Origin of the sequence: Sphingomonas sp. Sph1(2015), from assembly GCF_001970915.1 — a bacterium.
Classification (GTDB): Bacteria; Pseudomonadota; Alphaproteobacteria; order Sphingomonadales; family Sphingomonadaceae; genus Sphingomonas; species Sphingomonas parapaucimobilis.
On record NZ_MQUI01000033.1, the window covers coordinates 1 to 23,809 of the forward strand.

Here is a 23,809-nt window from a genome sequence, read left to right on the forward strand (position 1 = left end):
TCGGCAAGCATAAAGCCTGTGGGGAGGCCCCACCCCAACCCCTCCCCTGAAGGGGGAGGGGCTCTATTGGGATTGTCTCTACGCCATCCCGCTGCCTTTGAGAGGGGTGGAGGAGGAACACCGGTTCCGATCCCCCTTAACAAGTCGATCACTTCGGCAGCTGGAACCGGATTCCGTTCAAGCTGCCGCCGCATCCGACGCCGCCATCGGGGCGGTAGGTCTTTTCATAGCGCATGGACGTGAAGGCCTTTTCCGCCGCCTGCGAGAAGATGAAGGGCGGATAGCTGACCAGCGTCCGGGCGTTGGCGACCCGGCCATCGGCGCTGATATCGAACTGGTTGCGCACCCAGCCCTCAAAGCCCCAGCGCTGCGCCTCCTGCGGGAAGGCACTGCTGCCGGGATAGGTCACGACCTTGGGGGTGGCATCCAGTGTCGCGCATTGCGAGGCCGCCAGCCCGCTCTTCTCGAAGGTCTGGCGCGCCAGGGCCAGATCGCCCTGCCGCTTGGCTGCCGAGGCCAGCCGGATCAGCGCCCCGACGCGCAACGGATCGCGCGGCTCCAGTCCCTTGTCGTCGGCGACCTGTTGAAGATAGGGGCCGGCATATTTCTCGCCGGTTCGATCCGCGATCCACAGGCGCAGCGCGGCGCGCGCCTGCGGATCGTCGGCAAAGGGCTTTTGCGCCAGCATCGGACTCATGACGGCGGCATAGCGCCCCGCCCCGCGCCAGTCGCGGTTGCGCCCTTCCTGGGCCGGAATCGCAAAGACCAGTTGCGCCATGGCGGGCATGTCCGATGCCGCCGCCAGCGGCTGGGCCTTCGCGATCAGGGCGGCGCGATCGTCACTGCCCAGCGTCGGATTTTCGAGCATCTGCGCGGCGGCGGCGAGGATCGCAGGCGTCTGCCCCTTGGCCTCGGCCGCGGCGAGCGCGGCGCGCTGGCGGGTCAGTGCATCGGCACCGGCCGAACCCGTCCTGGCGGATGCCGCCACGCCCTTCTTCTCCAGCCATTCGGCAAAGCTGGCATTGATCGCCTCACCGATCGAGGGACGGCTATAGGCGGTCGAACAGCGCATCTCCAACCGGACATTGTACCGGAAGAAGGGCGGCAATTCCTTGAGTTCCTCGGGCGACCAAACCCATTCCCGGACCGCGCGGCCAAAGGCCAGTCCCTTCGCCCCGCCGCCGGAGGAATAAATGGGTTCGACGCCGAAGACCGTTCCGTCGTCGCCGACGCTGAACTGGATCACGGCGACGTCTTCCGGCTTCAGATCGGCCTCGCCGCCGCATTCGGGCGGGGCCATCATGCTGGCGGCGCTGAAGCTGCCCTTGGTCGAACGGCCCGCGCCCGTATAGGCCATATATTCGCGCGCGCTGTCCTCGTGATGGGTCAGCAGCCCGGCGATGGCCGCATCCGAGCGGGCGGCGACGTCGCGAAGATCGACCTTGTTCAGCGTCATGCCGCCGAGCAGCGTCACCACCTTGGGCGCCATCCGGTTGGCGTCGTCCAGCCGCCCGGTATTCAACGCCAGACGCATGCGTGCCTGCTCCAGCGCCGCCTGGTCCCCCTTGCTCAACGTCAGCTTCTGCGCCAGCGCGTCCGCCTGGGCCAGTGAGGCCTGGGCCTCGCCCGGATCGGTGAAGGTCTGGGTCCGCACGGTCGCCAGCAGCGCGGCCATCCGCCCGATATCGTCGGGGGACTCCGCCGCCGCCTTGCGATATTCTGCGGTGGCATCGGCATAGTCGAGCGACGCCGTCGCAATGCCGCCCAGCTTCATATGCGCGGCAAATCGGTCCTCGGCCAGCGACGGGTCTTGGGCGGGCAGCACGGCCAGGCCTGCGCGAATCGCCGCCGCGGCATCGTCAATCTGACCCAGACGAAACTGCGCGCCGCCCTTGCGGACCATCGCGATCGCCCAGGTCCGGCTGCCCGGCTTTACCTGTGCGATGATGCGGTTCCACGCGACCAGCGCCGCCGCCGGGTCCTGGCCCGCGTCCAGCGCGGTCGCGGCGTCATATTGCTGCTGCATGGTCTGGGCCGGAGCCGCCTGCTGCGCCATCGCCGCCGCACCTGTCGCGACGATCAGTCCCGCCAACGTCACGCGTACGAAATTTCTGTTGGTTTTCACGTCCCCGCACCCTCCCAAGCCGAGTTTGGCGGAACGCTGCCCGAATTTGCGCAGGAAAGCCAGAGGGCCTGTAAGCCGGGTTCTGTCCACCGGCCAAAGCCGGATGGGCGACCATTCTTCTAGGACGATGCTTGCACATCGCCTCAAGCAACCAACCCGGATAGCGGGCGGGAACGCGCCCCGACGCTTTCGCGCCATGCCATCCCTATTCGGTCTTGCTCCCGGTGGGGTTTGCCATGCCGTTTCCGTTACCGGACCCGCGGTGCGCTTTTACCGCACCCTTTCACCCTGACCTGGCCGAAGCCGTGGCCGTCTGCTCTCTGTGGCACTGTCCCTGGAGTCGCCCCCGCCGGGCGTTACCCGGCACCGTTATTCCGTGGAGCCCGGACTTTCCTCGCCCCCGGTTACCCGAGGCCGCGGCCGCCCGGCCCTCTGACTGCTGGCGGCTGTAGCGGGAATGCGGCGGAGGGCAAGGGGTTTGTGGTTGGGGTATCGCGTGGCCTTCGACTTCGCTCAGGCGGAACGGGGGTTGAGGTAAAGCCCCTTTCCCCTGCTCCGTTCAGGCTGAGCGAAGTCGAAGCCCACGCCCCTCCCCCTCAGTCATCCCCCTGCGGCCTGGGCAGCAACAACGCCAGCAGGATCATCCGGCACTCCGCATCGATCTCGCCATCGATCAGCTCGGGGCGGAAGCGCCGCTGGAACGCCATGATCGCCGCCATCCGGTCGGTCACGTCATAGCCGAACCGCTCCAGCGCCAGGCAGAAGCCCGCCTCGGTCCACATCGGGTCCATCAGGTTCCTGGTCGGGCGCGGCAGGGCGAGGCGCCGCCGGGCCAGCGCGCCCCAGGGGAACAGCTCGCCCGGATCGCGCTTGCGGGCGGGCGCGATGTCGGAATGGCCGACGATGTTGCCGCGCGTGATGCCGTGGCGTTTCTGGATATCGGCGACCAGCTCCATCACCGCCGCGATCTGTTCGTCGGGGAACGGGCGATAACCCCAGTCATGACCGGGATTGACGATCTCGATCCCGATGCTCGCCGAGTTCACATCCTCGATCGAGCGCCAGTGCGATCGTCCCGCATGCCAGGCCCGCTCCGCCTCGTCGACCATGCGCAGCACGGTGCCGTCCTCGGCGACGAGATAATGGCATGACACCTTGGCCTCCGGATCGCGCAGTCGGGCAATGGCCGACTCCGCGTCCTGCATCCCCGTATAGTGCAATACGATCATCGTGATGGGCAGGCTACGCGCGTCGAAATTGGGTGACGGCGTGTCGACGATCGTCATGCAACCTCCTGAACGATCCCGGTTCGTCCGCCCCTGTTAGCGGGAAGCCTGGCGCAAGGATATGGCTTCATGCACCGATCGGCAGATCGGCCACGTCGCTTTTCTCGTACACGCCGCGCCCGACCGAGGCGAGCTGGAACAGGTCCGTCTGCCCGATCACCGTCTCGCCCGCGCCCAGGACCAGCAGGCCGGTCGGCCGCATCGCCGACGCGATGGTGCGAAAGGCGCGCTTCTTCGGCTCGGCCGCGAAATACAGCATGACGTTGCGGCACAGCACCAGGTCGAACGATCCGCCGGGCGCCGGATCGACGGTCAGGTTCATATGGCGGAAGGAAATGTGGCGCAGCAGTTCGGGCCGGGCCACCCATTCACTGTTGGGTCGCCCGTCGAACCAGCGAACCATCTGGCGGATGGGCAGGCCGCGCTGTACCTCGAACTGGGTGTAGCAGCCGCTTCGGGCGCGGGCGATGGCGGCTTCGGACACGTCGGTCGCGATGATCTCGGGCATCGGCGTGCCATGTACCTGTTGCCGCTCGGCGAACATCATCGCCAGCGACAGGGGTTCCTGGCCGGTCGAGCAGCCCGCGCTCCAGATGCGGGCGCGGCGCCCTTCGCGTTCCACCTCGGCAACCGTTTCGACGATATGGTCGAACACATGCGGGTCACGGAAGAACGAGGTTTCGCCATTGACCAGCGCGTCGATGACGCGGCCCGCCAGCTGCGGATCGCGCCCGTCGAGAAGGGCATAGACCAGCTGGTCCAGAGTCTCCATCCGACGCTCGCGCATCAGCGGCAACAGCACCGTGTCGACACGGGTCGAACGATGGCTGGCGATCTGCTGGCCGGTCCGCGCCTCCAACAGCGCGCTGAGGACGGCGAGCGACTGACCCGACAAGGGGGACTGCGCCGGCGCCATGCTCCCGGGGCGGACGCGGGGCGCGGGCGTCCAGCTAGAGGCCAGGACCATCAGCAGACCCCTCCCGCCGCGACCCCACCCGCCAACATCGCGCCGATCGCGTCGGGGGTCATCACCAGGTCGGCCAGACCGTCGGTGACGACCGCACCCGGCATGCCCCAGACGACGGCGCTCTCCCGATCCTGCGCAATGATAGTCCCCCCTGCGGCCTTCAACATCCTGGCTCCCTCCAGTCCGTCACGCCCCATGCCCGTCAACACGATACCCCAGGCCCGCTCGCCCCATAGCTCGGCCATCGAGGCGAACATCGGATCGACCGAAGGCAGGCAGCCGCTGCGCGCGCGCTCATGCTTCAGCCGGATCGCCGCGCTGCCATCGGTCAGCCGGACGAAGGTGACATGAGCATCGCCGGGGGCGACGACGATCTCGCCGGGCCGGACGCGCATCCGGTCGTGCGCCATGACGCATGGGCGGCGCACGACGGCAGCCAGCTGGGTTGCGAAAAAGGGTATGAAGGTCGCGGGCAGATGCTGCGTCACCACGATCGGGACCGTCATCGTCGCCGGAATGGGCGCCAGCAGCTTGGCCAGTGCGTGGATGCCACCGGTCGAGGCCCCGATGCCGATGATATCCGGCAGCGCCCGTCGGACAACGGCGGCTCGCATCCTGTTCACCGGCGCAGGGGCGGCCTGGGCGGGGCGGTCCGTCGAGTGGGCCAGCCCGTCGAGCTTCTGCAACAGGATGTCGCCGAACTCGGCCAGTCCCTGCGGCCGGGGCTTGTCGAGCGTGTCCGCCGCGCCGTGCGCCAGCGCCTGCACCGCCGCCGCGCCCCCCGCCGGGGTGGAAGCCGAGACGATGATGATACGGGCGCCCCGCCCCGCCGCGATCAGCCGGGGAAGCGCGGTGATACCGTCGACCCCGGGCATCTCGACGTCGAGCAGGATGATATCGGCCGCCTGGTCGTTCAGGAAGGCAAGTGCCGCCTCGACATGGGTGACGGCGCCGACCACGCGGAACCGCTCATGCGGTTCGATCTGGCGTGCGATCAGCGCCCGCGCGACCGCCGAATCGTCGACGATCAAGACCCGCGTGGCCTCGAACTGCCCATGGACGGACAATGCGGCCTGAAGGGCGGTCGAGGGGCTCGGGCTCATGGCGCGGCGCTCCGGGTGGCAGGTCCTGCCGGATCAGATCATGCCGACGAGCTGGAGCTTGCTTTCCAGCGTGTCGCGGTCGAACGGCTTCATGATATATTCGTCGGCCCCGGCATCGATCGCCGCGCGGATATGGGCCATGCCGTTTTCGGTGGTGCAGAAGACGATCCGCGGCCGCCGCGCCAGATTGGCGTCGCGCAGCGCGCGCAGGAAATCCATGCCGCTCATCACCGGCATGTTCCAGTCGAGCAGGATGACGTCGGGGATCTCTTCCAGACACGCTTCCAGCGCCTCGCGACCGTCCCCCGCCTCCCGGACCTGCAGGTCGAGCGTTTCCAATATGTGGCGCGCGACCTTGCGGATCACCTTGGAGTCATCAACGACGAGACAGGTTTTCATGCGGCATGCCCTATTCCCGCCGGAGGTCCCGGCAGGATCTGACGTCCGAAATAGCTGCGATAGGTAACGGCCGGGTTAATTGGTCAGGCAACCAGCGCCGCCGGCTGCGGCACGAGCTTGGCCAGATCGAGCACCAGCAGGGGCTCGCCATCGCGAAAGACCATGCCGTTGGCGGCGCGCGACCAGCGGCCGTCCTTCGGTGCCACGTGCGGCATCGGACGCATATCGAACGTCTCGATATCCTCCAGCGCGTCGACCAGCATGGCGTAGTAATGCCCGTCCTGCCGGGTGATGACGGCGCGGCGGACATGCGAGGCGGTCGGCTCCAACCCCAGCGCACGGCGGGTGTCGACGACGGTGATGACCCGGCTGCGCAGCGCGGTCAGCCCGCGCACCGATGGCTCGGCGCGCGGCACCGCCACCACCTCGCCGATATCGACGACCGAATCGACCTGGTCGGCGTCGAAGACCACGCCCTGCCCGGCGATACAGGCGATCAGGAACAACGCCATCAGCGCCCTCCCCGGCGCGCATGGCCCGCCAGCGCCGCGATCAGGGCGGAGCGGTCGTAACGATAGATGCTGTCGGGATCCGCCACCCCCTCCCGGTCGCGGCGCAGGCGCACCACGGGGGCGTCCGACGTCGAAGCAACGACGGCATCCTCCTCCATCATCAGGCGGACGGACGGCGCCTCCCCGCCATCGGCGCTGAGCGTGCAGCGATAGCCATGCGCCTCCAGCACGGGCCGCAGGAACCGGTCCATCCACGCCGCGCCCGCGCCGTCGAGCAGACAGAGCGGTGCGACCGGACCGGTATCCACGACGCCGGAGTCGAGGAAGAAGGCCAGCGGATCGAGAATTTCCAGCGCCCGGCCTTCCCATACGGCAATGCCCAGCACCGGGCCGCCGGTGGCGGGCGCGATCTCGGCGGGCAGGTGGATGATCTCCAGCGCGCCGCCGATCGCATAGGCGCATTCGGTCTCGCCATCGGTCAGGCGCAGCAGCTCGACCTCGCCATGCGCCAGCGCTTCGTCGAGCGCGGCCGGATCGACATGATGAAGCGGCATGGTCGCCCCTTCGACGATCAGGCGCGTTCGGCCGCCGGAGCGGTGGACGGCCTCGGCGGTCGCCTTCTCGACGCGGTCAATCGCGCCCAGCGGGATGGCGCGGCGCGCGCCGTCCAGATCGTCGAACAACAGCGCGGGGTTGGCGGTTTCCTGTGCGGCGGTTTCGTCGGCGGCGATGATATTCCGCTGGAAACGAAGCCCCGCCGCCTGCGCCAGCCCCCCGCTGTCGAGCAGCAACATCGGCAGGCCGCTGTCCGGCAGGGTCTGCCCGGCATAGAGGCCGGAGCCCATCACCGCCGGGGCGGCGGGCTTGACCACCACTTCCTCTGTATCGAGCACGTCGTCGACGCCCAGGGCATAATCCCCGTCGCGCGTGGACACGATCACCAGTGTCGACGGATCGCCCTGCCCGATCCCCAGAAAGGACCCAAGCGACAGCATCGGCAGGCGGCGGCCCCGCACCGTCGCGACCCGGATGTCGCCGACCGGGTCGACGCGCACCTGTTCGCCGCGCACCTTGACGATCTCCTCGATCGCCTGGCGGGCGATGGCGAAACGCTGGTCGGCGACCGCGACGATCAGGGTCGACATGATCGACAGGGTCAGCGGAATCCGGATGGTGATGGTCAGGCCCCGGCCCGGACGGTTGTCCAACGCGATGCGGCCGCCGACATGCTCGATATTGGCGCGCACCACGTCCATGCCGACGCCGCGCCCCGACACCGCCGATACCGTGTCGCGGCTCGACAAGCCGGGCTCGAACACCAGCTTCAGCTTTTCGGCGGGGCTCATGCCCGCGACCTCGGCGGCGGAGCGGACGTCGTTCTCGATCGCCTTGGCCGCGATGCGCGCGACATCGATGCCCGCGCCGTCATCCTCGATCTCGATCAGGATCTGGTTGCCCGACTGACGCGCGGTGACGCCGATCTGGCCGGTCGGCGGCTTGCCCAGGCTGCGCCGCCGGGCGGGTGGTTCGATGCCGTGGTCGATCGCGTTGCGGATGATATGGACCAGCGGGTCGCGCATCATCTCGATCATCTCGCGGTCGAGGTCCACGTCCGATCCCTCGATACGCAGGGTGACCGCCTTGCCCAGTTCGGCCGCCGTGTCGCGAACCATCCGGGGTAGCGCGGAGAACAGCCCGTCGATCTTCTGCATCCGCGTCCGCGTCACGGTATCGCGCATATCGGCAACCGTCAGCGACAGCTGGTCCAGCGCGGCTTCGACACGCGGGTCCAGCACGTCGTCGCGCAGCCGCCGGGCCAGTTCGTTGCGGGCCAGCACCATGTCGGACATGCCGCTCATCATCCGGTCGAGCAGATCGACGTTCAGCCGGATGCTCCGCGGCGCGGCACGCGGGGCGACGGCTACGCGGACCGCCGGGGCGGGCACGACCACCTCTTCCACCCGGGTCAGCGCCGCGATCAGCGCGTCGTCATCCGAGTCATCGAGCGCGATGTCCGCGGCAATCCCCTCGACCACCGCGCCGATCCGGTCGACGATGGCCAGTACCGCATCGACGAGCGCCGTGTCGGGCATCCGCTTGCCGTCGCGTGCATCGGCCAGCACATCCTCGGCGGCATGGCTCAGCCTGGCGAGGCGCGGCAGGTCCAGAAAGCCGCAGCTTCCCTTGACGGTGTGGACGAAGCGGAAAATCGCATCCAGCCGCGCACGGTCGCCGGGCGCCGCCTCCCACGCGACGATCTCGCTGGACAAAGCCTCCAGCGTTTCGCGTGTCTCGGCAATGAATTCCTGCAGCAGGTCGTCCATAAGTCCCCGAGGGCGCGTCCTTTCGCCACCCTCTTGCCGCCACAAGATTAAAAGGGTGTTTACCCCGCCCGGATCGCCGCGCCCAGGATCATGGTGTTGGGCATGGGCTCCGTCACCAGCGTCATGCCGCCCAGTTCGGTGGTCAGGGTATGGATCAGGAAGGCGGGCGCGGTGCGCGACGCCAGCGGCTCGGTGCCCTGCCCCTCCATCAGAGTGCGCCGGATTTCGGGATCGAGCAGGATGCGCGGCCCCTCGATCCGGATCGCGATCTCGATCGCCTCCCGGCCTGCTTCGGCCCCGATGTCGATCGTGCCGCCGCGCGCCAGCGCCTCGGTCGCGATCAGCGCCAGGTTCATCAGGATGCGCACCGCGGGCTTGGGCAGCGCTGGCGATTCGACCAGCCAGCCCAGCGTGGTGCGGCGATTGTCGACCAGCAGCCCCTCGATCGCGGCCTTGGCCTCGCCCATGTCGACCCGGTCGGCAAAGCCGCCGCCCGCGCCGAACGCCAGGCGAAAGAATTTCAGTTTGTTGGCCGAGGCGCGCGCGCTGTCCGCCAGCAATTCCATGCACCGCTCACGCATCGCCGGATCGGTTTCATCGGCCAGCAGCTCCAGCCCGTTATTGAGCGCCCCCACCGGCGACAGGAGATCGTGGCACAATCGCGAACACAACAGGCTCGCGAAATCCACCGGGCTGATGGTCATGAAAAATCCCTCGACAAACTAGCCCTTTCTGACGCGGGCGTGCGTTCTGTGCAAGCAAGGGCAAGCGGATCGAAGCGCCCATGGCGCTCACCCGCCGCCACCGCGCGCCAGGCGGTGACCGCTCCGCCCCCGGCGATCAGCCAGATGCTGCCGTCGGGCGCGGCGTCGGCGGCGTCGCGCGGCGAAGGCTCGGTCAGCCCCGTAGGATGCGAATGATAATGGCCGATCACCGCCGGGCCACCGCGCCGCGCGGCCCGGTGCGCGGCGATCAGCGCGGCGGGATCGATCTCGAAACGACGGCCCGGTTCGGGTGACACATTGTCGCAGGGGACCGCTCGTGCCACGTGATCGCCCTCCCCCAGCAACAACCCGCACACCTCATAATCGGGTGAAGCGGCCGCGCTTTTGCAAATCAGGTCCAGCGCATCGCTTGAAATCGTTACGGTCATGCCCAATTTATTAGGCTATGGACCGGGGGGTTTCCATCATCGATGCGCGGATCGCGCCCACAGCGGATGGCTGGCGGTTGGACCGCGCGCTGGCCGATGCGGTGCCGACTCTGTCGCGCGAACGGCTGAAGGTGTTGATCGCCAGCGGCGCGGTGACACGCGACGGTGTGATGGCCCGCGACCCCGCCAAGCGGGCGGCGGGCGGCGACCTGTTCCAGGTTGCGGTGCCCGCTCCCCTGCCCGCGCATAACGAGCCGCAGGATATCCCGCTCGTCATCGCCTATGAGGACGAACATCTGATCGTCCTCGACAAGCCCGCCGGGCTGGTCGTGCATCCGGCGGCGGGCAATTTCGACGGCACTTTGGTCAACGCCCTGCTCCATCATTGCGGCGGGTCTCTATCGGGCATCGGCGGCGTCGCGCGGCCGGGCATCGTCCACCGGATCGACAAGGACACGTCGGGCCTGATGGTCGCGGCCAAGACCGACCGCACGCATGAGGGGCTGGCCAAGCAATTCGCCGCGCACTCGATCGACCGCCGCTACCGCGCGATCACCGGCGGCATTCCCCGCCCGGCCGACGGCACGGTCGACGCGCCGCTCGCGCGCAGCCCGCAGAACCGCAAGAAGGTGGCGATCGTGCAGGGCGGCAAGCGCGCCGTCACCCATTACCGCACCATCGAAAAGCTGAACAACGCCGCTTTGGTCGAATGCCGCCTGGAGACGGGCCGCACGCATCAGGTGCGGGTCCATATGCAATCGCTGGGTCACGCCTTGCTGGGCGATCCCGTCTATGGTAGAACAAAGGGTGCTCAAAAAGCCCTGCTCGATGAACTCGAATTCCGGCGCCAGGCGCTGCATGCGGCGCATCTGGGATTCATTCATCCCATAAGCGGCCACGCTTTGGCGTTTGAGAGCCCGATGCCGCCCGACATGCAGGAACTGTTCAGTCGGCTTCACGTATAGCAGAAGACCGCCTCGCGCCCGACGACGGGGCGAAACGGAATGACGCTCCAGAAAGGGAGATAAGGATCATGGCAAAAGGCAGCAACGTCCCGGCGACGATTCCTGCACTGGGCGGGGAGCAGTCGCTCAACCGCTATCTGGCCGAGATCAAGAAATTCCCGATCCTTGCCCCGGAGCAGGAATATATGCTCGCCAAGCGCTTTCAGGAGCATGGCGACCCGGAGGCGGCGGCCCAGCTCGTCACCTCGCACCTGCGTCTCGTGGCGAAGATCGCGATGGGTTATCGCGGCTATGGCCTGCCCACCTCCGAGCTGATCTCGGAGGGCAATATCGGCCTGATGCAGGGCGTGAAGAAGTTCGAGCCCGATCGCGGCTTCCGCCTCGCCACCTACGCGATGTGGTGGATTCGCGCCTCGATCCAGGAATATATCCTGCGGTCGTGGAGCCTGGTGAAGATGGGCACCACGGCGGCGCAGAAGAAGCTGTTCTTCAACCTGCGCCGGATGAAGTCGAAGCTCGACGCGTTCGAGGACGGCGACCTGCGGCCCGAGGACGTGACCAAGATCGCCACCGATCTGGGCGTCAACGAGGACGAGGTCATCAGCATGAACCGCCGCATGGCGATGGGGGGCGATACCTCGCTCAACGTCTCGATGCGCGAGGATGGCGAGGGGCAGTGGCAGGATTGGCTGGCCGATGACGCGCCGCTCCAGGACTCGGTCGTCGCCGAGCAGCAGGAGGCGGATGTCCGCCACGACATGCTGGTCAGCGCGATGGACGACCTGAACGACCGCGAAAAGCACATCCTGACCGAGCGTCGCCTGACCGATGACCCGAAGACGCTGGAAGAACTCAGCCAGGTCTATGGCGTCAGCCGCGAGCGCGTCCGCCAGATCGAGGTGCGCGCGTTCGAGAAGCTGCAAAAGGCGATGATGCGCATCGCCGGTGAGAAGCGGCTGCTGGCGGCGGCCTGAGCATGACCGGCCGCACCGTCGTCATCGGCGGCGGCGCGGCCGGAATCGCCGCAGCGCGTACGCTGTACGATGCGGGACGAGAGGTCCTGCTGATCGAGGCGGCGGACCGGCTGGGCGGGCGCGCCCGGAGCGTCCGCTTGCCGACCGGGCATGTTGTCGACCATGGTTGCGGCTGGCTTCATTCGGCGCAGCGCAATCTCTGGACGGCCATCGCCGAACAGGCGGGCTTCACCGTTGATCGCCGCTCTCCAAACTGGCAGGTCCAGTGGAACGACCTGGGCTTCCCCCCTGACGAGAAACGCGCCTCGGGTGACGCCTATGCCCGGTTCGAAGAGGCGGCGATGGCCGCGCTCGACGGCCCGGACCGGCCCTTGTCCGACTTCGTGGCGACGGACGATCCGTGGCGGCCGATGATCGACGCGATTTCCGGCTATGCCAATGGCGCATCGCTCGCTTCGGTATCGCTCCATGACTGGGCCGCCTATGAGCAGGCCGCGACCGACGACAACTGGGCGGTGGTCGAGGGCTATGGCACCGTCGTCGCGCACCATGCCGCCCAGGTGCCGGTCCGCCTTGGCGTGACCGCGACGCGCATCGACCATCGCGGCCAGACCATCCGCATCGACACGTCGCACGGCACGCTGGAGACGGATCGCGTCATCGTCGCCGTTCCGACCACCGTGCTGGCGGAGGGCAAGCTGACCTTCGACCCGCCGCTCCCCGCCAAACAGGAGGCCGCCGCCGCGCTGCCGCTGGGGATCGCCGACAAGGTCTTCCTGTCGGTCGAAGGCCCCCTGCCCTGGCCCGCCCATGCGCATTTGACCGGCAATCCGCACGCCATATGCACCGCCAGCCACCGCCTCTCGCCCTTCGGCTGGCCGATCGTGGAGAGCTTCTTCGGCGGCCCCTGTGCCGAGGCGCTGGAGGAAGACGGCGCGGCGGCGGCCTTCGCGATCGACGAACTGGTGGCGTTGCTGGGCAGCGACTGGCGACGACGCTTCACGCCACTCGACGCGACGCGCTGGCGGCATGTGCCGCTGATCGGCGGCAGTTACAGCCACGCCAGGGTCGGCCATGCCGAAGCGCGCCGGACGCTGGCCGAGCCGGTCGACGGCCGCCTGTTCTTTGCGGGCGAGGCTTGCTCGCGCGAGGATTTCTCGACCGCGCATGGAGCGTATGAAACCGGAGTGAAGGCGGCGCGGGCGATCCTGGGGTCACGCTGAACTGCGCCACCCTCACCCTTCCCACGCCTTCGGCGCGGGCCCCTTCCCTCTCCCATCGGGAGAGGGAGGGAGGCGCGAAGCGCAGGAAGGGTGAGGGTGGCTCAAAGCCGGAGGAACCATCTCCGCCGATTTGCGCCAACAAAAAAGGCCCCGGCTTTCGCCGAGGCCCTTTGACATATCAGCGGTCGAAACGGCTCACCGGATCGGCGAGTTCGGGTCCAGCCGCATGTCCAGATAGCGGTCCACCGACCCCATCAGCTCGGGCATTTCGTGCTCGAAGAAATGGTTGGCCTTGGGGATGGTGTCGTGGTGGATGGTGATGTGCTTCTGCGTGCGCAGCTTGTCGACCAGCTTCTGGGTCGCGGCCGGGGTGGCGACCTCGTCGGCCTCGCCCTGGATGATGATGCCCGAGGAGGGGCACGGTGCCAGGAAGGTGAAGTCATACATATTGGCGGGCGGCGCGACCGAGATGAAGCCGCGGATTTCCGGGCGGCGCATCAGCAACTGCATCCCGATCCACGCGCCGAAGCTGACACCCGCGATCCAGGTGGTCGAGGCTTCGGGGTGGAAGCTCTGCACCCAGTCAAGCGCCGAGGCCGCGTCGGACAGTTCGCCGATGCCGTTGTCGAACACGCCCTGGCTCTTGCCCACGCCACGGAAGTTGAAGCGCAGCGTGGCGAAACCGCGCCGCTGGAAGGTCTTGTAGAGTTCCTGCACGATGCGGTTGTTCATCGTGCCGCCCGCATTGGGATGCGGATGCAGGATCATGGCGACGGGCGCGCGTGGACGCGGAGCGGGAGCGAAACGGCCTTCGAGGCGGCCTTCGGGGCCAGGAAAAATGACTTCGGGCATCAAAACTCGCCGATCTGGATCGCGCTGGTGGAGCGCCGGGAACCTTGCGCTATATAGGCGGCAAGCCCCTTTTCGCAATTGTTCGATCATTCCAGCGAGGGAACGAATCCTGTCCCGTCTTTACCTCGATCATGCCGCCACCACCCCGATGACCGATGCGGCGCGTGCCGCACTGGCGCAGGGTTGCGCGATATGGGCCAACCCCTCCTCCCCCCATGCCGAAGGGCGCGCCGCCCGGCGCGCGCTGGAGGATGCGCGTGCCGCCATCGCCCGGTCGCTGGGCTGGAGACACGAGATATTATTCACCAGCGGGGCGAGCGAATCCCTGTCCATCGCGCTCGGCCGGTCGATGGCCGGGCGGCACTTCGTCGGGGCCATCGACCATGACGCGGTGCTGCGCGCCGCCCCCGATGCGATCGTCATGCCGGTCGGGCCGGACGGCGTGCTGCGCCTGCCCGACCTAGACGGCCCGCGCGCGGTGGTCACGGTGCAATGGGCGAACAGCGAAACCGGCGTGCGCCAGCCCATTGGCGAACTGGCGGAGGCAATCCACGCCGCCGGACATATCCTGCTGGTCGATGCCGCCCAGATGCCCGCCGGAGCCGACCCGGAGGTGATCGCCCATGCCGACCTGGTCGCATTGTCGGCACACAAGCGCGGTGGTCCGCCGGGGATCGGCGCACTGCTCGTCCGCGATCTCGCACTGCTGGCGCCGACCGGCGGGCAGGAGCGCGGCTATCGCCCCGGCACCGAGAATATGCCGGGCGTGCTGGCCTATGCCGCCGCGCTGGCCGAACCGGAACCCGACCATGCCGAGCTTCGCGCGCATCTGGACGATGCGATCCGCCGCTCGGGCGGGATCGTGGTCGCGGACGACAGCCGCCGCCATCCGGCCATCGCCAGCTATCACATGCCCGGCAAGCCATCGGCGGCGCAGCTGATCCAGTTCGACCTCGCACGGATTTCGGTCTCGGCGGGCAGCGCCTGCGCCAGCGGCAGCCTGAAGCCCAGCCATGTGCTGGCCGCGCTTGGCTGGAGCGTCGAGGCGGGGCGCGAGGTGGTTCGGGTCAGCTTCGGCCGCCGCACGACGCGTGAGGATGTCGACCGCTTCGTCACCGCCTGGCGTGCCATCGCGCGGGGGCGGCGGGTGGAAGCGGCATGATCTATCTCGACTATCAGGCGACGACCCCGCTCGCACCCGAGGCGCTGAAGGCGATGCTCCCCTGGCTGGAGCAGGGCCATGCCAACCCCCATTCCCCTCACCGCGCCGGGCGACAGGCGCGTGCCGCCGTCGAGGTCGCGCGCGATCAGGTGGCGGCGCTGCTCCCCTCCGGCGGGCGAGTGGTCTTCACCAGCGGCGCGACCGAGGCACTGAACTGGGCGATCAAGGGCGCGGGCGGCGGGATCGTCACGACCGCGATCGAACATGCCGCCGTGCTCGACACCGCCGCCGCGACGGGGCGGCCGCTGACCGTGATGCCGGTCGATGGCGGAGGCCTGGTGACCGTGGGCGGCGATCGCGTTGACGGAAATCAGGGCGAGCCCCTCCCCTTCAGGGGAGGGGTTGGGGTGGGGCCTCACCACAGACCGCACGTCGGTGGAAACGCCCCACCCCCTGCCCAGTGGCAGGTGAACGATGCCCCGCATCGTTTAGGTCATGCCGGGGGCATGACCGACCTGCCACTCCTGAAGGGGAGGGGTGACCATGTCGAAGCAGCGGGGCTGATCGCCGCGATGCTGGTCAACAACGAGATCGGCACCGTGCAGCCGGTCGCCGCGCTGGCCGAACAGGCCCATGGCGCGGGTGCCCTGATGCTATGCGACGCCGTACAGGGCTATGGCCGGATCGCCATTCCCGATACGGTCGATCTGGTCGCCGTTTCGGCCCACAAGATCCACGGACCCAAGGGCGTGGGTGCGCTGTGGATTCGTGACGGCATCACCCTGCCCCCGCTGCTCCATGGCGGCGATCAGGAGGGCGGGCGTTCGGGCACGCTCAGTCCGGCCCTGTGCGCGGGGTTCGGCGCGGCGGCGCGGTTGATGGCTGTGCGGGCCGAAGAGGACAGCGCGCATGTCGAGCGGCTCTGGTCGCTCGCGGTGGAACGGCTGGGCGGCGCCTGGACGATCAACGGCTCGACCGAACATCGCTATCACGGCAATCTCAACGTCCGTCGCGACGGGCTGGACGTCGCGCGGCTGATGTCCGACTGTCGTGACATCGCCTTTTCGGCCGGGAGCGCCTGCGCCAGCGGATCGGGGCGGCCCAGCCATGTCCTGACCGCACTCGGGCTGAGCGACCGCGAGGCGAAAGCCTCGATCCGCATCGGCTTCGGCCGCTACACCACCGAGGCCGAGCTGATCCAGGCGATCGACCGGATCAACAGCGCAGCCAGAGCACAGGGCCGATGATCGCGCTGACCTTCCAGGCGCGCGACGGCAAGACGACCGATGCCGAGGCCCAGCCGGGCGAAACCCTGCTCCGCGTCGGGCAACGCGCCGGCCAACCCATGGAGGGGACATGCGGCGGGCAGATGGCGTGCGCGACCTGTCATGTCCTGATCGACCCGCGATATCTCGACTATCTTCCCGCCCCGTCGGCGGAGGAAGAAGACATGCTCGACCTCGTTTCCGACGCGACCCGTTCCAGCCGCCTCGCCTGCCAGATCATCATGACCGAGCACCTGCGCGACATGCTCGTCCGTCTTCCCTGAACCGTTGATAACAAAGGGGTTCAGGGATCGATCATCGGCGATTCGCCATTCTTCTCCCATGCTCGCCGACAGGCGGGATTACCGGGAGTAAAGCGTTATGAAACTTCTTGCTGTCTTGGGTGCCGGTCTGATCGCCGTATCGGGTATCGCTGCGGCCGCCCCTGCCGAAGCCGCTCCGCATGATCGCTGGGGCCGGGGTCCGGGCTGGGATCGCGGGCCGGGCTGGCACCACCGTGGCCCGGGCTGGGATCGTGGTCCCGGCTGGCATCGCGGCGGTCCCCGTTGGGATCGCGGCCCCGGCTGGCGCGGTCCACGCGGCCCACGTTACGCCTATGGCTATGGCCGACCGCGCGTGACCTGCCGCTGGGTGCGCACCTGGAACGGACCGCAGCGTCAGTGCTTCAATACCTATCGTTGAGCTAGGCCGGATCGACATTCAGTCCCCCCCCAATTCCTCCCCTGCAAGGGGAGTGGGATCATGTGCAGCATGGTGGAGGGGTATCACCGCTTGCGATGTCTGACCGACCTCTCAGACCGGGACACCCCTCCGTCAGGCCTGCGGCCTGCCACCTCCCCTTCCAGGGGAGGAAACAAATAAATGTCGATCCGCCCTAAAAGTTCGTCACGGACGGGGCCGGTGGGATAAGGACTTGATCCCCCGGCCCCGTTTCGCCATATGCGCAGCGGGAGTCGGGCGGACGTAGTCGTCGCCAACCCGGTCAGGTCCTGACGGAAGCAGCCGTAACGATTTCGCTGCGGGTCGTTCCGGCTCCCACCCTCCGCACATTGTTGGTTTTGGTCTGGCACCTCGTTTTCCGCCCACCCCGGCGAAGGCCGGGGTCCAGTTGCCGTGGCGGATGCGATGGCGGTTCGTGCAATCTCAAAGCGCCGCCTGACGGGACCCCGGCCTTCGCCGGGGTGGTGCGGGTGAGGACGGATCGCTTCACGATTATACCTGACGGCGCGCGCCCGAACGCCTATGTTGGCTGGCGATGATTTCCCTCACCCCGACCTGTCCGGCCCGTCATGGCTGATTCGTTCGACCTGGGCGAACCGACCCAGCCTGTCCAGCCGCCCGCGAAGGCGGAAGCCTATCGCGTCCTCGCGCGCAAATACCGGCCGCAGACCTTCGACGCGCTGATCGGGCAGGACGCGATGGTCCAGACGCTGGGCAACGCGATCAAGCGCGACCGGCTGGCTCATGCATTCCTGATGACCGGCGTGCGCGGGGTCGGCAAGACCTCGACCGCGCGGCTGATCGCCAAGGCGATGAACTGTGTCGGCCCCGACGGCAATGGCGGCCCGACCATCAGCCCCTGCGGCCAGTGCGAGCCCTGCCGCGCCATTGCGGAAGGCCGCCATATCGACGTGATCGAGATGGACGCCGCCAGCCATACCGGCGTCGACGACGTGCGTGAGATCATCGAGGCGTCGCGCTACGCCGCGGTCTCGGCACGCTTCAAGATCTACATCGTCGACGAAGTCCACATGCTTTCCAAGAACGCCTTCAACGCGCTGTTGAAGACGCTGGAGGAGCCACCCGCCCATGTGAAATTCCTGTTCGCCACGACCGAGGTGAACAAGGTCCCGATCACCGTCCTGTCGCGCTGCCAGCGTTTCGACCTGCGGCGGATCACGGCGGACAAGCTGGCCGCCCATTTCGCCGATATCTGCGCCAAGGAAGGCGTCACCGCCGAGGACGAGGCGCTGATGCTGGTCGCCCGCGCGGCGGAGGGCTCGGCACGCGATGGGCTGTCGATCCTGGACCAGGCGATCGCGCACGCCGATCTGGAGGGCAGCGGCGTCACTGCGGCGGCGGTGCGCGAGATGCTGGGCCTGTCGGATCGCGGCGCGGTGCGTGACCTGCTGGGGCTGGTTCTGAACGGCGATGGCGCGGGCGCGCTGGCATCGCTGCGGCGGCAATATGATTATGGCGTCGATCCGCAATCGGTGCTCCGCTCGCTGCTGGAGACGGTACACGGCATTACCCTGACCAAGGTCGGCACGCCGCCCGATGCCGCCCAGCCGCTGGAGGAACGCGCCGCGCGCGAGGAATGGGCGGGCGCGCTCAGCTTCCCGGCGTTGCATCGTCTCTGGCAGCTGTTCCTGAAGGGGCATGACGAGGTCGCGCGCGCCGCCTTGCCCATCGAGGCGGCCGAAATGGCGCTGCTTCGGGCGATCCATGCCTCGACGCTCCCCGATCCGGGCGAACTGGCGCGGCAGATCCGCGATGGCAGCGTAGCGGCGTCACCCACGCCTGCTGTGACGCATCAGGCGGCACCGGCCGCCGCGCCCGTCGCCCTCGCCCCGCCCCCACCGCCCGCCGAACCCGAACCGCCCAGGCTGCCCAACAGCTTCGTCGCGATGATCGACCGACTGGACGATATGGGGCAACTCGCGCTCGCGGCCCGAATGCGCCACGGGGCACGTCTCGTGCGTTACACTCCACCGGAGATGGTGTTCAGCGGATCGCGCCCGATTGCGGCCGATACGCTGAGCGAACTGATCGCGGCGCTGAAAACGGCGACGGGCCAGAACTGGCGCGTCACGCTGGAGGATGTCCCCGGCCAGCCGACCCTGCACGAGCAGCAGGTCGCGGCCGAGGAAGCGATCAAGACCGCCGCGTGGGAATCGGACATGGTCCGCGCCGCGCGAGAGGCTTTCCCCGAGGCCGAATTGATGGAATGGCCCGGCAAACGCAGTGTGAACGGAGCATGATGTGAAGAATCTCGACGAAATCCTGGCAATGGCCCAGAACGTCCAGAACGAACTGGAAAAGGCGCAGGCCAATCTCGACAATATCGAGGTGGAAGGCGTCTCGGGCGGCGGTCTGGTCAAGGTGAAGGCCTCGGCCAAGGGCCGGATCATCGGCATCGCCATCGACGACTCGCTGATGCAGCCGTCGGAAAAGGGCATGCTGGAAGACCTGCTGGCCGCCGCGATCAACGATGCACGGACCAAGGCGGATGCCGCCTCGGGCAGCGAAATGTCCAAGATGACGAGCGGCCTGCCGCTGCCCCCGGGCTTCAAGCTGCCCTTCTGATCTGTCATCGTTTCGGGAACGGTATGTCGGCCATGGCGTTGCTTCCTCCATTAAAACAGGAGGGAATGTCATGGCCGATGAACGTGTTACCGAAACCTATGGCACGCAGCAGCCGCATACCACTGTCATCGAGCGCCGCAGCGGCGGCGGCATGGCGATCGCCATCGTCCTGCTGATCGCGGTGCTGGTCGGCGGCTTCTATCTGTTCAGCCGGGGCGGCGCGGAGAATCGGCGTGACGCGGCCGTGACCTCGGCGGCCAAAAGCGTCGGCGATACCGCCAAGAAGGCCGGTGACGCGATTTCTGGCGACGCGAAGTGAGATGATCCCCTACCGGCCGGGCGGTTTCCGTTCGGCCGGTAGCTGTGGCGGCGAATCGATCTCGGCATCAGGATCGGTCAGCCGCATGAGGATTTTCGTGCCGAAGGTCAGCGGATCGCGCCCGCCGCCATAGCCAGCCTCTTGCGCCTCGGTCGGTGAACAGCGGCGTTGACCTGCGAATATCCCGCATGGACCTGTGCCTCCCAATATCTGAGTGCCGCTCAGTCCCGATCCTGTGCCGTCCGCCTCCATGCCTGTGCTGCGAACCGACGGTGGGATGCGATACCGATCGGAAGCGCGTCCGCATACGACCACCTCATCCGGGCCGGGCAAGCAATCCGCCCGCGGCGTGATGCGCCGCAACGGCAGGACCGGCGTCGCTGCCTGCAGCATCAAGATCAGGCCGATGGCTGTGCTCATCCATGCGCCCCCACGAGAATGGAGGTAGGGTGTTGCAGGATCGTGGCTTTTGCGGGGCGATGGTTTCGAGAAGGTTCACCCGTGGCGACGGCCCTCCCCATCCCCTCCCGCCTGCGGGAGGGGCGTGTTCTGTTCAGGCGGTGTGCGCTACCCGCCGCGGTTGGAACCAGCTGCCAGCCCAAGGCACGCCCCTCCCGCAGGCGGGAGGGGATGGGGGAGGAAAAGGGGTCTCACAGAGCCCCCACCTCCTCACCGGAGACAGCTATCCAGCCCCTGCCGCCGCACCACGCCGACATAGCGCGCGATCACGTTGCCATGCTTGCGGACAAATCCTGTCGGTGCCACCGCCGCGCGCTTCTTGGGCAGCGGCAGGACGGCGGCGATCCGCGCGGCCTCGGTCGGTGAGAGATGCGAGGCGTCATGCCCGAAATAACGCATCGCCCCGGCATTGGCGCCGTACGTCCCGATGCCCGTCTCGGCGATGTTGAGATACACCTCCATGATCCGCCGCTTGCCCCAAAGATGCTCGATCAGGAAGGTGAACCACGCCTCGAAGCCCTTGCGGACATAGCCGCCATTCTGGAACAGAAAGGCGTTCTTGGCGGTCTGCTGACTGATCGTGGAGCCGCCGCGGATGCGGCCGCCCTTGGCGTTGCGCGCGGCCGCGCTCGCCATCGCCTTGAAGTCGAAGCCGTTATGCGAACAGAAGCGCGCATCCTCGCCCGCGATCGCGGCGCGCGCCATGTCCGGGTCCATCTCGGACAGCGGCATCCAGTCCTTCGTCACGCCATGCCCGCCGATCACGTCCCCCAACATGGTGAAGGTGATCGGCGGTGGCACGAAGCGATAGACGCCGACCCAGACGACACTGACGATCACAAAGGCGAGCACGGCCTTCATGGCCCAGCGAGCGATGCGCAACATGGGCGGGGTCCTTAGCGGGGTTTGGAGCGGACGTCACTCACTCCGCGCCCCACGCCGGTTCAGGACTTCAGCGTCTGTGCGATCCAGCGGTCGAACAGGTCGGGCCAGAGCCGGTTCGGCGAGCCTTCGGGCGCGCTCATCGCGCCGAAGCCATGCCCGCCCTTCTCAAAGAAATGCGCCTCGACCGGCACCTTGGCCGCCCGCGCCTGCGTCAACACATCGATCGACTGGTCCAGCGGCACCAGCCCGTCATTGACGGCGTGGACCAGAAACAGCGGCGGCGTGCTGGCATTGATCCGGCGCGGCGTGTCGTAACGCGCCTTGGTCGCGGGATCGGGATTGGGGCCGAGCAGATTGTCGCGCGAGCCCGGATGGGTGTTCGGCGTCGACAGGCTCGCCACCGGATAGACCAGGCCCGAGAAGCGCGGGCGGGCCGATTGCCGGTCGGCGGCGTCGACCGGCATATACACCTTGTCGTCATAGCCCACGGTCAACGACGCGGCGAGATGCCCGCCCGCCGAAAAGCCGACGATGCCCAGCTTGGCCGGATCGATGCCGTAGCGGCTCGCATTGGCGCGGATCAGACGCATCGCGCGCTGCGCATCCTGAAGCGGCACATTCGCCTGATCGTCCCACCCTTCCGACGGCAGGCGATAGGACAGCGCGAAGACGGTGATGCCATGCGGATTCAGCGTCTTGGCGACGTCGATCCCCTCGTTCTGGATCGACACAAAACCATAGCCGCCACCCGGAATGGTCAGCACCGCACGCCCATCGGGGCGTTCGGGGCGAAAGACCGCGACGATTGGATCGGCGGTGCCGCGCAGCCACAATTCCTGCCGACCGGCGGGGCCGTTCATCGACGGATTGGGCTTGGGCAGGGTCGCGCGCGCGCCGGGCGGGCGACCGGGCCAGAGCGAAAAATGCTCGGCGGGCGGCCAGGGCGTCATCGCTGCGGCGGAAGCGGCCTGCGCGGCCGCGCGACCCGCCAGCGGCACGGTGGCCATGGCCCCGATCAGAGAGCGTCGGTCGATCATTGGCATCCCCTCATCCTTCCGCGCCTGATAGCGCTATTCCGAAACGAGGGTGCCGATGCGGCGCGCGCCGATCAAGTAAAAAGGCCGCATAAGGAAAAGGGGCGGAACCCTTTCGGTCCCGCCCCCTCGTCTCAATGGCCGTATGTCTTGATCCCGCGTCGGCGCAGCTTCTCGCGCTTGCGTCGACGGCTGTACGGGATCGCGAAAGCCAACCCGGCAATCAGAACCACGCCGATGATTACATAGGCCAGCTGTTCGCGTTCAAGAAAATCCAGCATTAGTCGAAAATCGCTCCCCAACGACGCTTCACACGCTCACGCCAGTGACCGCGATGATAGGCGTCCGAGGCGAGCAGCGGCATGACCGAACCCGCTTCCGCGAACACCATCTGCTCGAGCGCGGTGTCGACCTTGCCCCAGCTCGCCGCTTCCTTGAGCGTCGAGGACGAGCAGGCACCGTCACGAACATCGGCCACCGTGATCTGCACGGCATATTTGTGCATTTCGACGTCGTCATGGCCCAGGATCTCGGCGCAGACAACCGTATCCTGGATGAAATTCTTCGGCACGCCGCCGCCGATCATCAGCAGGCCGGTGGTGCCCGCCTTGATCTTGATGTCGGTCAGTTCGCGGAAGTCGGCAATGGCGTCGAGCACCATGTAGGGCTTGCCTTCCTTGGCGCGCTCGACCTGATGCTTGACCAGACCGAAGCCCGCCGACGAGTCGACGAAGGCCGGGCAGAAGATCGGCACGTCATGCTCATAGGCGAGCTTGACGAGGCTGTTGTCCTTCTTGCCATGCTCGACCAGATACTTGCCCATCTCGCGGATGAAGGCGCGGCTCGAATAGGGCTTCGGCTCCAGCGAGTCCGCGATCTTGCCGATCGTGTGGTCGCAGTCCTGCAGCTGCTCTTCGTCGATATAGGTGTCGTAGATGCGGTCGATATACAGCGAACGCAGCGTGTTATCGTCGGGGATTTCCAGCGCCTGGTAATGCTTGTGGCCCAGGCCCTCGAAGAAATCCATGTCGACGATCGACGCGCCGGTCGCGACGATGCCGTCGATCATGTTCGAGCGCAGCAGCTCGGCATACAGGTCCATGCAGCCGCCCGCCGAGGTCGAACCCGCGATCACCAGGAAGATCGAGCAGTCCTTGTCGGCCAGCATCTGGTTGTAGATGCCGGTCGCGCGCGCCAGGTCGCGGCTGGTGAAGCTCATCTTGCCCATCGAATCGATGATGGGGCGGGCGTCGAACGAGGTGATGTCGATATGCTCGACCACGCTGGAGAGCAGCTCGGCCTTACGGTTGTCGTTGATCGTGTCGGTCATGATGGTTCCATCATCATCGAGAAGCCGTCGTCGTTATTGGGGACGCGGTAACCCGGCTGGCCCGGTCCTGCGCGGGGGCAGTGCCGGTATGCGAAGGGGCCTTATCGCGGTCGAAACCGCAATACCACCCCATTCCCCTCCCGCC

The 23,809-nt window shown here is 67.4% G+C and carries 25 protein-coding genes and 2 other RNA genes; 11 read left to right on the plus strand and 16 right to left on the minus strand.

What is annotated here, in order from left to right; translation table 11 throughout:
• Positions 1 to 148: 148 nt before the first annotated feature.
• The 10 genes from BSZ14_RS13190 to BSZ14_RS13235 all read right to left on the minus strand — a co-directional run bounded on the left by BSZ14_RS13190 (position 149) and on the right by BSZ14_RS13235 (position 9,869).
• Positions 149 to 2,125: an energy transducer TonB gene (locus tag BSZ14_RS13190; RefSeq protein ID WP_139330445.1), complete on the minus strand. Its 1,977-nt coding sequence runs from the start codon at positions 2,123 to 2,125 to the stop codon at positions 149 to 151.
• 55 nt (positions 2,126 to 2,180) lie between these two features.
• An RNA gene (rnpB, locus tag BSZ14_RS13195) (RNase P RNA component class A) lies at positions 2,181 to 2,561 on the minus strand.
• A 160-nt stretch (positions 2,562 to 2,721) separates the two neighbouring features.
• On the minus strand, positions 2,722 to 3,411 hold the full coding sequence (locus tag BSZ14_RS13200; RefSeq protein WP_042483762.1) for an N-acetylmuramoyl-L-alanine amidase: 690 nt from the start codon (positions 3,409 to 3,411) through the stop codon (positions 2,722 to 2,724).
• A 67-nt stretch (positions 3,412 to 3,478) separates the two neighbouring features.
• Positions 3,479 to 4,327, minus strand: coding sequence for a CheR family methyltransferase (locus BSZ14_RS13205; protein WP_076711291.1), 849 nt, complete (start codon positions 4,325 to 4,327; stop codon positions 3,479 to 3,481).
• Between the two features lie 50 nt (positions 4,328 to 4,377).
• The gene (gene cheB, locus BSZ14_RS13210) at positions 4,378 to 5,481 is read right to left on the minus strand and encodes a chemotaxis-specific protein-glutamate methyltransferase CheB (protein ID WP_083748254.1); all 1,104 of its coding nucleotides are present in this window, start codon (positions 5,479 to 5,481) and stop codon (positions 4,378 to 4,380) included.
• 33 nt (positions 5,482 to 5,514) lie between these two features.
• The gene (locus BSZ14_RS13215; RefSeq protein WP_042483765.1) at positions 5,515 to 5,880 is read right to left on the minus strand and encodes a response regulator; all 366 of its coding nucleotides are present in this window, start codon (positions 5,878 to 5,880) and stop codon (positions 5,515 to 5,517) included.
• Positions 5,881 to 5,963: 83 nt separating this feature from the next.
• Entirely contained in the window at positions 5,964 to 6,392 is a 429-nt protein-coding gene (locus BSZ14_RS13220; RefSeq protein WP_042483767.1) for a chemotaxis protein CheW, read from the minus strand.
• Positions 6,392 to 8,716: a chemotaxis protein CheA gene (locus tag BSZ14_RS13225; RefSeq protein ID WP_076711273.1), complete on the minus strand. Its 2,325-nt coding sequence runs from the start codon at positions 8,714 to 8,716 to the stop codon at positions 6,392 to 6,394. Before BSZ14_RS13225 ends, BSZ14_RS13220 begins: the two co-directional genes overlap by 1 nt.
• A 59-nt stretch (positions 8,717 to 8,775) precedes the next feature.
• Positions 8,776 to 9,420 carry a histidine phosphotransferase family protein gene (locus BSZ14_RS13230; protein WP_042483773.1) on the minus strand — a complete coding sequence of 215 codons (645 nt, stop codon included), beginning with the start codon at positions 9,418 to 9,420 and terminating at the stop codon, positions 8,776 to 8,778.
• Positions 9,417 to 9,869, minus strand: a complete 453-nt coding sequence (locus BSZ14_RS13235) for a M67 family metallopeptidase (protein WP_076711292.1) — start codon at positions 9,867 to 9,869, stop codon at positions 9,417 to 9,419. The genes BSZ14_RS13230 and BSZ14_RS13235 overlap by 4 nt, the downstream gene beginning before the upstream one ends.
• A gap of 17 nt (positions 9,870 to 9,886) precedes the next feature.
• On the opposite strand from BSZ14_RS13235, the gene BSZ14_RS13240 reads away from it, so the two are divergent.
• The 3 genes from BSZ14_RS13240 (at position 9,887) to BSZ14_RS13250 (ending at position 13,031) form a co-directional block, all read left to right on the plus strand.
• On the plus strand, positions 9,887 to 10,834 hold the full coding sequence (locus BSZ14_RS13240) for an RluA family pseudouridine synthase (protein WP_076711274.1): 948 nt from the start codon (positions 9,887 to 9,889) through the stop codon (positions 10,832 to 10,834).
• Between the two features lie 68 nt (positions 10,835 to 10,902).
• Positions 10,903 to 11,808: an RNA polymerase sigma factor RpoH gene (rpoH, locus tag BSZ14_RS13245; protein WP_007404166.1), complete on the plus strand. Its 906-nt coding sequence runs from the start codon at positions 10,903 to 10,905 to the stop codon at positions 11,806 to 11,808.
• A 2-nt stretch (positions 11,809 to 11,810) separates the two neighbouring features.
• Positions 11,811 to 13,031: a flavin monoamine oxidase family protein gene (locus BSZ14_RS13250; protein WP_076711275.1), complete on the plus strand. Its 1,221-nt coding sequence runs from the start codon at positions 11,811 to 11,813 to the stop codon at positions 13,029 to 13,031.
• Positions 13,032 to 13,226: 195 nt separating this feature from the next.
• Here BSZ14_RS13250 and BSZ14_RS13255 read toward each other — a convergent pair whose 3' ends face one another.
• Positions 13,227 to 13,883 (minus strand): alpha/beta hydrolase, encoded by a 657-nt coding sequence (locus BSZ14_RS13255; protein ID WP_042483786.1) that lies wholly within the window; start codon positions 13,881 to 13,883, stop codon positions 13,227 to 13,229.
• Positions 13,884 to 13,989: 106 nt separating this feature from the next.
• Between BSZ14_RS13255 and BSZ14_RS13260 the strand changes: the two genes are divergently transcribed.
• The 8 genes from BSZ14_RS13260 (at position 13,990) to BSZ14_RS13295 (ending at position 19,956) form a co-directional block, all read left to right on the plus strand.
• A complete protein-coding gene (locus BSZ14_RS13260; protein ID WP_076711293.1) occupies positions 13,990 to 15,045 on the plus strand; it encodes a cysteine desulfurase family protein in 1,056 nt (351 codons plus the stop codon).
• Positions 15,042 to 16,292: a cysteine desulfurase family protein gene (locus tag BSZ14_RS20075; protein WP_241823757.1), complete on the plus strand. Its 1,251-nt coding sequence runs from the start codon at positions 15,042 to 15,044 to the stop codon at positions 16,290 to 16,292. The genes BSZ14_RS13260 and BSZ14_RS20075 overlap by 4 nt, the downstream gene beginning before the upstream one ends.
• Positions 16,289 to 16,594: a 2Fe-2S iron-sulfur cluster-binding protein gene (locus BSZ14_RS13275; protein WP_076711276.1), complete on the plus strand. Its 306-nt coding sequence runs from the start codon at positions 16,289 to 16,291 to the stop codon at positions 16,592 to 16,594. Before BSZ14_RS20075 ends, BSZ14_RS13275 begins: the two co-directional genes overlap by 4 nt.
• A gap of 97 nt (positions 16,595 to 16,691) precedes the next feature.
• Complete coding sequence (locus BSZ14_RS19355) at positions 16,692 to 17,012, plus strand: hypothetical protein (RefSeq protein WP_139330447.1); 321 nt, start codon at positions 16,692 to 16,694, stop codon at positions 17,010 to 17,012.
• A 264-nt stretch (positions 17,013 to 17,276) separates the two neighbouring features.
• Positions 17,277 to 17,374: signal recognition particle sRNA small type (gene ffs / locus BSZ14_RS13280), an RNA gene on the plus strand.
• 246 nt (positions 17,375 to 17,620) lie between these two features.
• The gene (locus BSZ14_RS13285) at positions 17,621 to 19,312 is read left to right on the plus strand and encodes a DNA polymerase III subunit gamma/tau (RefSeq protein ID WP_076711277.1); all 1,692 of its coding nucleotides are present in this window, start codon (positions 17,621 to 17,623) and stop codon (positions 19,310 to 19,312) included.
• A gap of 1 nt (position 19,313) precedes the next feature.
• The gene (locus tag BSZ14_RS13290; protein WP_042483574.1) at positions 19,314 to 19,637 is read left to right on the plus strand and encodes a YbaB/EbfC family nucleoid-associated protein; all 324 of its coding nucleotides are present in this window, start codon (positions 19,314 to 19,316) and stop codon (positions 19,635 to 19,637) included.
• Between the two features lie 70 nt (positions 19,638 to 19,707).
• On the plus strand, positions 19,708 to 19,956 hold the full coding sequence (locus BSZ14_RS13295) for a hypothetical protein (protein ID WP_076711278.1): 249 nt from the start codon (positions 19,708 to 19,710) through the stop codon (positions 19,954 to 19,956).
• Between the two features lie 9 nt (positions 19,957 to 19,965).
• Here BSZ14_RS13295 and BSZ14_RS13300 read toward each other — a convergent pair whose 3' ends face one another.
• From BSZ14_RS13300 to BSZ14_RS13315, 5 genes are all read right to left on the minus strand, one after another.
• Positions 19,966 to 20,376: a hypothetical protein gene (locus tag BSZ14_RS13300; protein WP_076711279.1), complete on the minus strand. Its 411-nt coding sequence runs from the start codon at positions 20,374 to 20,376 to the stop codon at positions 19,966 to 19,968.
• Positions 20,377 to 20,625: 249 nt separating this feature from the next.
• Complete coding sequence (gene mtgA / locus BSZ14_RS13305) at positions 20,626 to 21,300, minus strand: monofunctional biosynthetic peptidoglycan transglycosylase (protein WP_076711280.1); 675 nt, start codon at positions 21,298 to 21,300, stop codon at positions 20,626 to 20,628.
• A 59-nt stretch (positions 21,301 to 21,359) separates the two neighbouring features.
• Positions 21,360 to 22,337, minus strand: coding sequence for an alpha/beta hydrolase (locus BSZ14_RS13310; protein WP_076711281.1), 978 nt, complete (start codon positions 22,335 to 22,337; stop codon positions 21,360 to 21,362).
• A gap of 131 nt (positions 22,338 to 22,468) precedes the next feature.
• The gene (locus BSZ14_RS19880) at positions 22,469 to 22,615 is read right to left on the minus strand and encodes a hypothetical protein (RefSeq protein ID WP_167334668.1); all 147 of its coding nucleotides are present in this window, start codon (positions 22,613 to 22,615) and stop codon (positions 22,469 to 22,471) included.
• On the minus strand, positions 22,615 to 23,664 hold the full coding sequence (locus BSZ14_RS13315; protein ID WP_042483586.1) for a 1,9-bis(guanidino)-5-aza-nonane synthase: 1,050 nt from the start codon (positions 23,662 to 23,664) through the stop codon (positions 22,615 to 22,617). Before BSZ14_RS13315 ends, BSZ14_RS19880 begins: the two co-directional genes overlap by 1 nt.
• Between the last annotated feature and the right edge of the window lie 145 nt (positions 23,665 to 23,809).